We start from the raw sequence: 15216 nt of genomic DNA on the forward strand, positions 1-15216 counted from the left end.
ACTCACTTGCCGCAAAACCATCTCCTCTGACTGTAACCACTGTCCCAATAATGCCTTGCTGTGGACTAATTATGGTTATCCTGCCAATCATCTTAAACCAACTGTAGGCAACACAATCCTTCCCTTTGGCACTCACGGTTATTGTCCCACAGCCTGGCTGTGTATCTGCGGTAAATACAGCAGTGAACCGACCCAGTCCATCACTTAAGATTACCGCTATCGTCGGGTTAGTCCCAAAGTCGATATAGATTAACTCACTTGCCGCAAAACCATCTCCTCTGACTGTAACCACTGTCCCAATAGTGCCTTGCTGTGGACTAATTATGGTTATCCTGCCAATCATCTTGAACCAACTGTAGGCAACACAATCCTTCCCTTTCGCACTGACGGTTATTGTGCCACATCCTGGCTGGGTATCGGCAGTAAAGGTTGTGGTAAATGTACCTTGAGCTGTAGATAATACGGTGGCAATTGTTGGATTCCTCCCAAAGCCTATGGTTACTCTTTCTAATGCCGCAAAACCATTACCTGCCACTGTAACCTTAGTTCCAATTAGACCACTTGTAGGAGTAACTAAGACAATATTCCCGCGAATAATGAAAGTATCAACAGCATTTTGACCAGAGGTTAACCCTCTTGTAACTATTGTAGTTGTCCCATAGCCTTGTGTATCAACCTTAAAGTTCCCGCTAAACGCACCAAATTCATCAGTTGTCGTTGTAGCAATAGTCAAACTCTTACCAAAATCTATTGCTATTGCTTCATTCAAATCAAACCCTGCACCTGCTAATTCAACAATACTTCCTACCGTACCCATTGCAGGTGAGACTAAAGTTATCTTTGGCTTGAGTGTAATCACAAAGTAAGAATAGCAACCCTCATTGCTGCTAATTCCTCTAACTAAAATAGTAGTCGTCCCTGCTGGTTGTGTATCTACAGTAAAGGTAACAGAAAAACTGCCAACCTCGCTTGAGATACATGTAGCAATAGTCTTTGTTTTACCAAAATCAACTACTATATCTTCTATTGCTGAATAACCATTGCCTGAAATTGTAACATTAGTCCCTCTTAGACCACTGGTAGGTGAAACAAAAACAATATTCCCTCGAATGGAGAAGGAAACACGGGCACTAACAACAAACCCCGTAGCACTAATGGTATAAATACCAAAAGGCTGGGTCTGGACCGTAAAACTACTCACAAAGCTTCCTAATGCATCAGTAGTAGCTATTGCAATACTCATAATAGTGCCAAAATCAATCCTGATTAATTCTGTCTGAAGATACCCATCACCTTTTATTGTAACTATAGTTCCAACAGTACCAGAGTGAGGTGAAACTAAAGTTATATTAGCAGTCACTGCTATTTGTTCCGCTGACCACTCACTTCCCCTAATCCCGGTATCAATTGCCTGCACTGCCCAGTAATAAGTCCCGGGTGGCAGATTTAAGGTAAGTGATTTTTGTTTGAGTAAATAATTACCAAACAGTGGTGAACCATATTTACCTGTAACTACATCCTCTTTACCAGGTGCAGTGCCTATCCGAATATTGTAATACAAACCTTTTTCAGTAGTCTCAGTATCACTACCTGCATTCCAACTGAATGTAAGCTTGCCATTTGTGTAATTTGAACTGAATTGAGTTGGGAGAGATGGTGAAGTATTAGATTTAACTCCATAGTTTTTATATAGATTAGAAGCTGCATAAAAACTTTTTGACAAAGTAATATCTTTATTGCCTTCAGTACGCAATAAATTCAATAAATCCATTATCTCTTTAGGAGAAATAGATTTTGAGTAAATAGCACTAATTCCTGTTAATACAAGGTCAAGATTTCCATCACTATCTATATCTCCCCAGACTATGGAACTAAAGGATACTCTAAGTAACTCTTGAGTAGTATCCTCTACTAATTTCCCAGATGTATTCATGTAGATTTTAGAAATACCTATAAAAACGAAACTTTCATCACTACCAGTTATTGCCAAATCTAAATCACCATCATTATCATAATCTCCCCAGGCAATAGAACTATTAGATACTCCATATAAATTTTGTGTAGTATCTTCAATCAAAACACCAGAATCATTTCTATAAATTTTAGAAATATATTGACCGCTATTTTCCCTTCCTGTCAATGCCAGATCTAAATCACCATCATTATCATAATCTCCCCAGGCAACAGAACTTTTAGATACACCAACCAAATTCTGTGTGGTATCCTCTATCAATTTCCCTGATTCATTTTTATAGACTTTAGAAATACCAGAGCCCGTTAAGACCAAATCCAGGTCACCATCGTTATCATAATCCCCCCAGGCAACAGAACCATCAGATACACCAATCAAATTCTGTGTTGTATCCTCTATCAATTTCCATAATTCATTTTTATAGACCTTAGAAATACCAGAGCCCGTTAAGACCAAATCCAGGTCACCATCATTATCATAATCTCCCCAAGCAATAGAGCTATTAGATACTCCATATAAATTTTGTGTAGTATCTTCAATCAAAACACCAGAATCATTTCTATAAATTTTAGAAATACATTGACCGCTATTTTCCTTCCCTGTCAATGCCAGATCTAAATCACTATCATTATCATAATCTCCCCAGGCAATAGAACTATAAGACACTCCAGGTAGATTTTGTGTAGTATCTTCAATCAAAACACCAGAATCATTTCTATAAATTTTAGAAATATATTGACCGCTATTTTCCCTTCCTGTCAAAGCCAAATCTAAATCACCATCATTATCATAATCTCCCCAAGCAGCAGAACCAACAAATATACCTTGCAGATTAATTCCAGAATCAACCAAAAGTCTATCAACTACAAGTACTTTGAGGTTTTTTACTTCTTCTGCATTTCCTGCATTATCTACTGCCTGGTAATAAATCGTATGAGTACCTAAAGGTAATGTAAAAGGTTCAACATAAACAATATCAGGCTCTGGATTATCTATAGCATATTTAATTGTCTTTGTACCAGAGACTACTTCATTAGTTGTACCCATCGGGTCTATAGCAGATAAGGAAAAAGTAGCAGTTGGTATTGTATATGACCCATTGATGATACTTGGTATAATAGTAGTTATCGGTGGTGTCATATCTTTTTTAACTAAGGCGGCATAGTCTGAGGTATGCTCTATTTTTGCCTCAATAGTCTTATTTTGCCTATCCACTATCCCACCAATATATTCTGGTATCCCCTGCTCGCTGAGATAGAATATGCCTAATTGCTCAACTTTAATATTTTGCTCTTCATTTAATCCATAATTCTGATTAACAATCTCGCCTGTCTCTATCTTTACTCCTTCTATTTCTGGGTCAGCATCCATTTGCACGCCAATTATTCCATCGTAATTCTGGTCGGTCTCGATGAGGTCATTATTATTAAAATCCAGATAAGTTAATCTAAGTGTTGCGCCGGGTGAAAATTTCAAACCCTTAGGGGCAACATTATAGATTTTATCTAAATAATCAAAAAATGGTTCTAATTCTGGTGTTGAGGTAGCGGGTGTAATCTGGATTGTCGAAGTAACCCAGTTAATCTCCTCTAAAATCTGTGGCGGAATGACTAATTCGATTGACTTGATGGATGTATCTGAGCCAATATCCCCAATTACCGTGCCGCCTATTTCTGCAAAAATAGACCTTTGATAGCTAACCTCTTTTACTGATTTTGTGGCATTGCCAGCAATGTCTAAAGATGTCAATTCAACTATGTATTTACCCGCTTTTAGATTAAGGGGTGATTGGTAGGTAATCTTATCAATCATCTTTGTCCAATTACGCTTTTCTATATCTCCTGACCCATCTCCCCATGTCCCAAACTCTTGTTGAGGTGGTAATGGATTTAATCTAGCAGTCCCAATTAAATTCCTTTTGCTATCATAGACACAGAGTAAATAGCCTTTAATATATCCATCTAATGTCATATCAAGGTCAAAGATGGGGTTATCTGGTGGGGTGTTCACTTCACAAACCCCCTTTATCTTTACGGGTAGAGTATCGGTAGCTAATGTTACTTGACTATGGGTGACATATTCTAATTTATTATTGTAATTAACATAATCGTAATCTCCGGTTGGAAACAAGCCTCCACTGGCAATAGATGCCTCCCGCCTACCCGAGCCATCTCCTTTTGCTGGCGGTATATCCCTGCCATCCCAGATATAAGCATTGGAATTACAGGTATTCGTCGCCATCTCTATAAATTCCATACATTTTATCGGAAATACCCAGGCGAAGCGGGTTAGATTACCACTGATTATATCTTGACTCCCATAGATAGGAACTGTCGGAAAGATAACCTTTTTCTCTATTTGAATAATGGGGTTTGAGTTAGTTACCGGAATTGGTGGTGTGCTCTGATATGTTGGAGAACCATAATCTATTATCGGTGGGAGTGGAGGTGTAGTAATCTGGATAAATCTATTCTCTTTTATCCCATCCCAGAGTACTACATTACCATCAACATCTTTTAGTCTAATCTTTAAGGTATATGTGCCGGATAACACCATAAACCCATAGATATTCCTTCCATCCCAGCCATATTGATAGGTAATTTCATTGTTATTACCCGAAGTAGTTGGTGACCCTAATAGTTGTGTCAACCTTCCTTCATCATTAACTACTATTGCCTCAAGCTCTGGTGCTATTTCAGATATAAAGGAAAAATAAAGCATTGGGTTAGTCTGAAAATCAAATTCTAAAGGAAGGGTTAAGGAATCTATCTTTGGTAACCCTTTCTTAAGTATCTGGCTATAGGCAAGCTTTGATTCTTTACTTGCCTCATCTATCCCTTTTAGACTAAGGTAGTAGGCAGTATAAGTCCCTGAGTCTGGTAACTCAATATTATCCTTATCTTTGCCAGACCAGATAACCTCATTTTTACCTAAATGGACCTCCTCTGTCCAATCCCATACAGGACTGTAGGGTGGGGTATCCTGAAAGAAACTCTCTATATCAGGATACTCAACAGGATTCACCTGGTATATATTTATCGTCACCATCCCTGCTTCTGAGATATTGTAGCCAATGACATTAGTCTTGATACTCTCTGCAAGAGTAATCTCAGGTCCTGTTGTATCTACACGCACTGCCCTGATTTGGCTATTCTGATGGTCTAATTTATCAGTGACGGTTAATTCTAAGGTATAGATACCGCCATCGATTAAATTTGAGGTATTCCAGTTGGTCAAAGTGCCATTTATGACTGAAGTATCTTTTGTAATAATCTCATACCAGGTAGGGTTAGGGTTATGTTCATTCAGGATTCCCTGACAATATTTGAGTTTAAACTCCTTAAAATTTTTATCCCAGGCGGTCCCGCAGATATCCACTTCCGGTAGGGCTATGGCTTGTGAGAAACCTGGCTGGGTTATTATGGCGGTCGGATTGGTGTTGTCTATCTCGATTATCTTAGTCGTCACTGAGCTATGGTTAACCAGGTCAGTGGCAGTCAATCTTAAGGTATATGTGCCATCGGGTAGTGCTAATGTATTCCAGGTAGCTAAAGTGCCCATATCTTTTTGTGGCAGGGTAGAACTGACAATCAGCTTCCAATCTAACGGCGGATTTATCCCTTGAGCATATTCGAGGGTATAAGTACCAAAATGCTTATCCCATGCTCTACCAGAAATAGTGATAGTGCCTGTAAGGAGTTGGTAGCCGGCATCATTATAGACAGTCCCGGCAAAGATATCACTCGTTAGCGAACCTATCTCTACTATTGGTGGTTTTGTATCTATCTCTACATTAACATTGACCGGTTTTGGTGTTGAAATATTACCATAATTATCATCGGCTATCAAACTATTAATTTTATAAGTCCCATCTTTTAATTCATTAAGTGTAAATGGTCCCCAGTGGTATTTCAGTTTTTCAAACCAACCTTCATAATCACCTTTTGAATCGCTGAGCAAATCTACATCAAGTGAGGTAGTATCTGGCGTTAAAACATTTATCTTTGTCTTAATATCATCACTGCCATCTAAGATTTTAGTGTTAAAATAAACCGATTCACCATCACGGAATATACCCTTTGGAGAGGGTACAACCTCTACCGAGTCTATCAAAGGAGCAAGGGTATCTTTGATTCCTTGCACAATAACATTAAAAGTCCTTTGAGTAGTATAGAAATCATTATGGATAATATTATCCACATCCGTAACATCATCTTTAATTTGCAGGTTAAATGTTATCTCTCCTTGCGGGGCATTTGAGGCGATAAGGAAATTATAGTTACCAGCAGTTCTACCTTTAACACCATAAGAGGGATTATCAAGTCCTGGTACCTGCTTTTCACTGCCTATACTTCCAAAATCTTCTGTAGTATCGAATATATGTTTGATGTATGGATTAGATGTAGTTAAAATAGCTTTTACATTATGTGCATAATTTATTTCTGGGGCATTGTAAGGCGGTTCACTATAATCATGAATCATATTACTATAACCTTCATTCTTTAACCATACCGGTATGCCAATTAATTCACCAGGGTCTGCTGATTGGTCATTATCTCCCCATTGGCCATCAGTTATATTTGAGGCATCTTCTACTTGATGAGTATGATATTTAGCATTCAGGTCAAGATTAACATCCTCTATTTTGAATGTATCAACAGCAGAAACTTCTGATTCGAACTTGACAAATAATTCCATCTCCTGCCCTAAGGGAGTATCTGGTAACACATCTGCCCAGAATGTACAGGAGCTTTTCTTTTCTTTATCCGGGCTAATTGGTCCTTCAAATATATCATCATTATCACGATAGATAAGATAATAGTGGGAATCATAAACTACATCCGGCTCATCCATTGGCTCACTATATCCATCTATATAGCCAGTAAGTGTCTCTAATGCTTTATTTCTCATAGTTACACTTATCTCTACTGACTCACCTGCATCTAAATCCAAATCACCATTACCAAATACCTCGTGAATATCACATACTGGTTGTTTAGTAGTCTTAGCTGTTGCTACTATCTCCTGGTCTGTCAGATCATGAGTTGAGTATTCTTGTGTAAGTACAGTTAATCCTGATATTTCTACTGTCTCTTGACTACCGTAAGCCTTAGCCGTAAGTTTTAATCTATAATTTCCTTCAAAAACATCTTCATTAATATTCCATACCTGTGGATACAAATCATTCATAGGTGATGTCTCATCCCATCTGCCATCCCATGGAATTGAATGCTGACCTTGATTAATAGGAGGATTATCAATTGTACAGGCTAACATGTTACCATCTACATTATAAACCTCTATGATAACAGAGTCTGCATTACCATTTAATGTATAGGTGATAGTTGACTGGCTATTTGCAGGTGGGAAGGATAAAGACCTTGGATTAGCTTCAACCTTTTGAATCAGCTGTTTGGTAGTAAAATTCCATTGGTATGCTTGAGCTAATTGATTATGGGCAATATCGCAGGCAGAGGTTGAGATGGTAATCGTATAGGTAGTCTTATATTTCAGTGCCTTACTCAGGCTAAAGGTGACGGTGCGATTGCCATTACTCCAGACCGGGCTATTGAGAGTAACATCAGCTGGAGAGATGGAAAAGGCTTGTGCTGTCGCATCCGTATCCATCGCCTCACTAAAAGTAGCACTGATGCCAGTGGTAACCGAAACATTTACTCCGGTAGGAGCAACACTGACTACTGTGGGTAAAGTTCTATCAGCATAGACAGTAATACTTCCAGTATCTTCATTGCCTTTAATATCCTCTGTCATGACATAGATAGTATAAGTCCCTTCTGATAAGTTTGTGGTATCCCAGTATTCATTTGCATCAGGTTTATTAGTTACCCAGTAGACATAATTTGAGATAGTTGATTGTGAAGTATCGTAGACCAAACTAACAGAATCATTATCAGAAATAGCATCAAATTCAATCTTGTAGGTAGGACTGACGATAGAGTTATTCTGGCTATCTTTAACTTCATAGCCAATCTTATATGGTGCAACAATTGAGCTACCATTACTTTGAGCATCTTTAGCATTTGCTTTAATGTCAACTTGCCCAAAGATAAGAGGCATTCCATTTCTCTCTGGGAAAGGATCTCCACTTCCCTGCTGTACCACCTTAACCCAGTTTACGGTAGGGTCTGATGTATCGGAATAAGGAGTAAGCCCACCTGAACGAAGTGAATTTGTACCACCATTATTTTCTTCAAAGTGGAGGTGGGGTTTCATAGTAGATCCAAAATTTGCTGGATTTAGTATTGTTCCAAGCAAAGTTTGCCCTGCGATGGTCCGACTGCCCACTTGCAATGCGGAATTAGGTTCTATGTGAACATAGTCATAAAATATTCCATTTTCACCTCTAATTTTTACATAAGCTTTTTCCTTTTCTTGAACTGTCGTTCCAATTTCTGTTACCGTTCCATTTACAACAGGGTATACTTCTGTTCCAATACCTTCACCTATATCTATACCCCGATGTAAATGATCTGGTCTATATTCTCCAAGAACTCCGGTAATAGGATGTTGGCTATTGAAGGAACTAATAGGCCACTGATAACCTGATGCTATGATTGGAGATAAGGTAAATAACGAACTTAAAATAAGAAGATTTAATATCTTACTTAACATTTTATTACTCCTCCATTGATTTAGTTTCTATCAAATTACCTTCCTTATCAAAACAATGTTTAATTTTTTTATTTGTGCCTACATGCCAGGTGATTACAGTAATTATATCATCATTTGAGATATTTAGACTCCATATTTCATCTGGAAAATCTAAGCCTAAAATTTCATCCCAACCCTTTGCTATATTTTCTTTTCTCCATAACTCATTTCCTTTTTCATCAAATACAATTAGATGGTGTGCTCTACCTCCTCCATGCCTTCCCGTTTTTTCCAATATCTTATCACTCAACTTCCAGTCAATTGTCCCTATAGTTACAGCAAACCAACTTCCATCTTTTGAAAAATCTATATGGGGTTGCATTCTCTCGTTTTTTACTACTTTAACTAACCCTTTTTCATTGTATATGAGTACAGAGTAACCCCACCCTTCAGGGCTAAAGTGACTAAAGTTACCAACTATATATTTGCCATTAGGAGATAAGTAAGTTACTGCAAGTTTATGAGTAACATTCCATAATATCTTTCCTTCTTTATTTAAAACCTCGCTTTCTACTTTCTCAATACCTTCTACTTTTTCACTGATATTTCCAGATACCTCAGGATAAAATGTTTTTTCAACCAAAATATATTCTTTATTTTTTGAAAGTTTAACCCATAATGTTTTGTTACTTGTATCGATTTCTTTTTTTATTTCTCCGTATTTATCTAAAAATTTGATTGTTTTTACCCTTTCAAAACTAACCGTTTCATCTTTAAGCATCACTACTTTTGGATATTTCACATTCACTATTTCTGTATTTTTCCTTTGTCCCAGCCCCTTCACTCCCAAAGCCATTGCTTCTTTGACCGTCATTGTTGCGATATCAAAGATAACATCAACAATGGGCTCATCAGACTTGTATTCCAAGACAAGTTCTGGCTCTATGGTTTGGGTTCCAATGGTTTCTGTTCCCTTTTCCTCTGCCCATCCTATGCCTCCAAGCAAACTTAATGCAATCAAGCAAGCTATCCCTTTACTTAATTTTTCTTTAAACATCTTAAACACCTCCATATTTCTTAATTTTAAAGGTAATTAACATCTATCTACATCAATAAACCAAATTAAAAGATTTCCTTTATTATCACGGATACGAACCCATCCCTTAGGTATTGTCTCATATGTATTATAATTAAAATCACCTATTTGTGCCCAATCTCCAACAATTTTTATTAATGTGCCAAGATTTAATATATCAGCTGGTATCCAATAATAATTTCTTCCCCAAAAATTTTCTCCAGGGAAATTCCCTACATTTTTTCTAATCACATCTTCCGGAAAAAAAGGTAAGATTTTTTTAACATATATCACTTTACCGTTGGGTTTATTAAAATACTTAACAAAATGAGAATTTTTTTGAGTTATGGCACCTAAATATATAATATCCGTGCCATTTAAGGCAGTAGTTTCAGAAAACAAAATTACTCCTCTATCTTTACCCTTAATTTTTACCCACCCCAATACTCCACTATTTACATTATATATAATTTTTGCATATCCATTTTTGACTGCAAGAAGAGGAAATTTGCGTGTAGTTTCAGTCATAGATCCTGAAAGATAACCAAATACACTTAAAGGACAAATATTTGTATCTTCCGGACTGTAAGATTCAAGTATAACAGGCGATTTTCCGTAAGGATTGCTAAAAACTATAAGTGAAGTATCTCCTTGATATTGAAAAAGGATTCCTATTGCCTTTTGCCAGATTTTTGGTGCATTAGATTTAATAAACATAACTTCCCCAGGTGCCTCAGCAAAAGCTGGAGAAATCAGTAATATCAAAAAGACAATTAACCATCCCAATTGTTTTTTTAATCCCTCTTTAAACATCTTCACCACCTCCATTTCGATTTTTTATTTTTTTAATTCGCCATCCCCAATTTTTTCAAAAATGGGACGCAGATTTTCGCAGATTGTCAGGATAAAATTAATTTTACCACTAAGACAAGAAGACTAATGTTCACTAAAATTATCAGTATTTCCTTGATTAGGTCAATTAGAAATTAGAAATTTAATTTTCCATGTTCTTAGTGCCTTAGTGTTTTTTTTAAATCTGTGTTTATCTGCGTTCATCTGCGTCCAAATACTTCTTAATGAGACGCAAGTCTTATTTTTATATCTAAACTTTTGCGTTTTTTGCTAACACTTTGTATTTCAATCTCTTGTGTAAATAAGGGGAAACGGGAAAGGGGGAAAAGGAAAAAGAAGTATTTTTCTCTAAGTATAAGAAATATAGTTAGTTATACATGAAATTTTTTCCCCTTTCCCCAATTTTCTCCATTTCCCCTTTCTTACACCTTAAAAAAACGCAAAAGTTCAATTTATATTTTAATAATTTTAGGTGTTAAAGTAATAACTATTTCTCTTGTTGTATCTTGTGATATTTTTCGTTTAAAAAAATAACCTATTATGGGAATACTACCTATTATAGGTACCTTTTTTTCTGTAAATACTTTATCTTCTGTTATAAGTCCACTTATAAAGAACGGTTGACCATCTTTAAGAATAACAGTCGTATTGGTTTTTCGAGAAGTGATGATAGGTTGATTTTGATTTGTAAAGCCATTTAATGTATTATAATCAGTATTAATGGTTAATTTAATAAGGCCAGTTGTAGTTATTTGCGGAGTTATTTGAAGTGTTAATCCAACATCTTTTGATGTCTCTATCTTTTCATAAGTAGATTGTGGAATATAATATATCTTATCAGTAAAGTCCAATTCTCCTGTTTGGTTGTTTAAGATTGAGATTCTTGGGGTAGCTTTGATTTTGGCAGAACCTTTACTAACTAATAGATTAATAAAATCAGATAAAGATAATGGAACAGAAATATTTCTAATATTTATATCAAAATTTTTTCTCAATGTATCCTCCCACCTTTCATAAATATTATTATATTCCTTCCTTTTTGAATATTCATTCCATGACTCCTGATAATACCTTCCACTTGTATTAAAACTTAAGAATTCAAAGATATGGTTCCAATCTACTCCTACTTTCTTGCCTTTAGCATATATAACCTCCATCACTGTCACTCCAATTTCCACTTGCTCAGATAGAATATCAACATTTTTAATAACCTCTTTAATTTCAGTAATTTTGCTTGGTATATCTGAGATCATAACTGTATTTAAGGTATTGTCACAAACTATCTTACCTTTACTTGTTAATCGTTGGTTGATAAATGGTATTACTGAATTCACAGAAATATTTTGGAACCTATAAAAGTAATTTTCAATACCATCATATCCTGAAGTCTTTTGCTTATCCAGCTCCTTTAAAGCCTCAATTATCGAATCTACTTTTGATGGAATATCGGTGATTAAAACAGCACTTTGGTCTTTTAAAACGGCAAAAGAACCATCATCGCTTAATGAGGATGAGATAAAATCTACCAATTCCTCAGCAGAAATATTTTGGAATTTATAAATCTTTGAAATAGTTAAATCATCCTGGTCTTTGATGATGCGAAGGTTTATATCATCTTTTGAATTTTTTATCTCTAATTGAATAGGAATCTCTTCTGAATAAACCATAGTAGTCCATAATGTACCAGCAAGCATTCCTATTGCCAGCAGGCAAACCAATCCTAAACTCATCTTATTCCTGACCATAATCTTCCCCCCTCCTAAAGATTTTAAAGATTTTTTAAAAGATTGTTTTAGGTTAAACATTTTAAATCAACCTCCTATTTTATTGGTAATTGGTTAAATGGTAACTGGTTAAATAGTTACCACTCACCAGTTACCACTCACCAATCAATTGAAATTCATGGAAATTTATTGTCTTCTTTACCACCAATTTTTATTATATTTTCACTTATTTCTATTTATTTCCATTTCTTTTCTATTACACGGATTTATCGGACTTTTTTATTTCCTTTATCCGTTTAATCCGCTAAATCCGATTACTATATTTCATATAAACTCTAAAAATAATAATGTATGCCCATTTCACCGTATAACAGATTTTCAGATTTAATATTGTCTTTTTCTTTTTCATTACTTGGAGTATCTTCCTGTTTAAGATTTATACGAGAATATCCAATTTCTACGCTAAAGCCAAGTCGAGGAAGTTCCTTAAAGTAATACTCTATCCCTCCAAAGAGTTCATATTCTCTCCCCGTTATTCTCTCGGTGCTCACAGAAGAAGGATAAAAAACATACTCCCTTTTCTCCTTTTGTCTACTTATTCCAATCCCAATATAAGAATCTAAGTTATTTTCATTTTTTATCTTATACAATACTCTTCCTCCCATAAGAAATTCTTTGTTTTTATAGTCGAAATCTTCGTTTTCATATTTCTTACGGTTATATACCAATTGTAATCCCAATGAATTTCTGAACCAAATTCTACTACTTATTCCACTCATTCCGTCTTCATCAGGATAATTCCCTACACTTAATGCTCTACCGAGAAATCCTATTCCAATAACTATATTTTTATTAGTTCTTTGATAACTTTCTTCTGGTTTTTGGCTTTCAAGATTATCATCCATAGCAAAGCTAATATTTATATTTACAACCAAACTTACAACCAAAAAGCTAAATAATCCTTTAAGTAACCACATATTTTTCCCTCCTGAAGATTCTTTTAAGTTTAGTAATTTTTATCTACTTCCGTTTTAATATAGCGATTGCTTGTATGCTTTATTCTTCTTTAACCTATTACGATAAATTTTACTGACCACTCAGAAGAACCAAGTTTTACTTTACAAGTATAAAGGTTAGTTACGACATTAACTGTCCATTTAACTTCATATTCCCCTGCTTCTGAAATGTATCCATCATAAGGTGTAGCTACCTCACTTTGACCCAGATAAATTTTAATAGTTACATGCATTCCTTGGCTTAAATTAAACTTAATTTTTAAAGGATCTTCTTTTTTAACAGGATTGGGATATACATAAAGGAACTCTGTTACTGTTGGTAATTTTACCTCAGCTACTGCGTACTTATCCCCAAACGAATCAGCTTTTGCTTCGACATAATTTTCTGACGGATGTGGGGTAGAGGACAGTTCTGTCCATGTTTGTGAGCCAACCTCAAATTTAAATATCTTTAAGTTATTTTCGTTTTTACCTGCTACCTCCTGGTCAGTGTATGGAATTGCAATTTTTACCGTTTGGGTTGCCTCAACATAACTTGATATTAGCAGAGTACAAATTCCCGTTACCAAAATTCCTAAAAAAAATCTTTTTTTAATCATCTTTAAATTTACCTCCATGATTTTTATTTGATTTGGTAGTTTTAATATATCATATATTTCTGATTATTGTCAACAATTTCATTGTTGAACTTATCGCCTTTGGCACACTTTGGATTCCGAGAGCTTGCTCTCGCTTTGCAGACCAGAGTGTTGCTTTTGCCGTAAAAGCGGTGGCACGCCCCCACACTCCATAGAAGAAATTCCTATACTATCAAATTATTATATCGTATATATCTATTATTGTCAAGAAAAAAAATGTCTATTGCCTCTTTTTTTATCTCTATAATTATGATAAGATATAAAAGGTGATATTATGAATCCACTTTTAATCAAATTAGGTGAAAGAATTCGTACATTAAGAAAAGCAAAGAATATCTCTCAAGAAACCCTGGCTGAAAAAGCAGATTTGCATACAACTTATTTAGGTCAAATAGAACGGGCAGAAGTAAATGCCTCAATTAATACTATCTATAAAATTGCTTTAGCACTTGGTATTAGTCTAAGCGAATTGTTTACTTTTTTATCTGATGAAGAATCTACTATTAAAAGTAACCTTCTTTTATCAGAAATTATACAATTAAGTAACAAAACAGATGAGGAAACTATTAAAATAATTAGTAAAATCTTAAAGGATATATTATATTTAACAACTGTCTCTTCACATACGATAAAGTCCTGATTGAGCACTTCTCCATCTAGCTTATAATTTTAAGTTTGACACCCAATAAATAGGTCAGTTTCTCAAAGAATCCTTCATAGCTTCCTTGTGAATCACGAGCCAAAGATTTATCAAATGTAGTATTATGTGGGGCTGATACATTTATCTTTGCCTTGATATCATTACTGCCATCTAAGATTTTAGTGTTAAAATAAACCGATTCACCATCACGGAATATACCCTTTGGAGAGGGTACAACCTCTACCGAGTCTATCAAAGGAGCAAGGGTATCTTTGCTTCCTTGCACAATAACATTAAAAGTCCTTTGAGTAGTATAGAAATTTGTATGTGTAATATTATCCACATCCGTAACATCATCTTTAATTTGTAGGTTAAATGTTATCTGTCCTTGCGGGGCATTTGAGGCGATAAGGAGATTATAGTTACCAGCAGTTCTACCTTTAATACCATAAGAGGGATTATCAAGCCCTGGTACCTGCTTTTCACTGCCTATACTTCCAAAATCTTCTGTAGTATCGAATATATGTTTGATGTATGGATTAGATGCTGAATAGTTACAACGAAATTTATCGCATCACTCCCAATTTACCTGTCTTTGAACTTATATCGTCACGGATGAAATAAATATAGATTCCACTGGCAACCTTTTCACCAGCTGAATTACGACAATCCCATTCCACAACCCCA

Annotated in this window: 8 protein-coding genes; 1 reads left to right on the forward strand and 7 read right to left on the reverse strand. The window is 35.4% G+C overall.

Going from position 1 to position 15216, the window contains the following annotated elements; genetic code table 11:
- From AB1414_06175 to AB1414_06200, 6 genes are all read right to left on the reverse strand, one after another.
- Positions 1 to 8605 (reverse strand): FG-GAP-like repeat-containing protein (locus AB1414_06175; GenBank protein ID MEW6607027.1); only part of this gene is annotated, 8605 nt, incomplete at its 3' end.
- Positions 8606 to 8609: 4 nt separating this feature from the next.
- Positions 8610 to 9641 (reverse strand): hypothetical protein, encoded by a 1032-nt coding sequence (locus AB1414_06180; protein ID MEW6607028.1) that lies wholly within the window; start codon positions 9639 to 9641, stop codon positions 8610 to 8612.
- 36 nt (positions 9642 to 9677) lie between these two features.
- Complete coding sequence (locus AB1414_06185) at positions 9678 to 10472, reverse strand: hypothetical protein (protein MEW6607029.1); 795 nt, start codon at positions 10470 to 10472, stop codon at positions 9678 to 9680.
- Between the two features lie 491 nt (positions 10473 to 10963).
- Positions 10964 to 12316: a secretin N-terminal domain-containing protein gene (locus AB1414_06190; protein ID MEW6607030.1), complete on the reverse strand. Its 1353-nt coding sequence runs from the start codon at positions 12314 to 12316 to the stop codon at positions 10964 to 10966.
- A gap of 254 nt (positions 12317 to 12570) precedes the next feature.
- Complete coding sequence (locus AB1414_06195) at positions 12571 to 13212, reverse strand: hypothetical protein (GenBank protein ID MEW6607031.1); 642 nt, start codon at positions 13210 to 13212, stop codon at positions 12571 to 12573.
- 89 nt (positions 13213 to 13301) lie between these two features.
- Positions 13302 to 13850, reverse strand: coding sequence for a hypothetical protein (locus AB1414_06200; protein ID MEW6607032.1), 549 nt, complete (start codon positions 13848 to 13850; stop codon positions 13302 to 13304).
- 313 nt (positions 13851 to 14163) lie between these two features.
- On the opposite strand from AB1414_06200, the gene AB1414_06205 reads away from it, so the two are divergent.
- Complete coding sequence (locus AB1414_06205; protein MEW6607033.1) at positions 14164 to 14529, forward strand: helix-turn-helix domain-containing protein; 366 nt, start codon at positions 14164 to 14166, stop codon at positions 14527 to 14529.
- A gap of 16 nt (positions 14530 to 14545) precedes the next feature.
- Here AB1414_06205 and AB1414_06210 read toward each other — a convergent pair whose 3' ends face one another.
- Positions 14546 to 14872: a hypothetical protein gene (locus AB1414_06210; protein MEW6607034.1), complete on the reverse strand. Its 327-nt coding sequence runs from the start codon at positions 14870 to 14872 to the stop codon at positions 14546 to 14548.
- Positions 14873 to 15216: the final 344 nt, after the last annotated feature.

The sequence above is a fragment of the bacterium genome (genome assembly GCA_040755795.1).
Lineage (GTDB): Bacteria > UBA9089 > CG2-30-40-21 > CG2-30-40-21 > SBAY01 > JBFLXS01.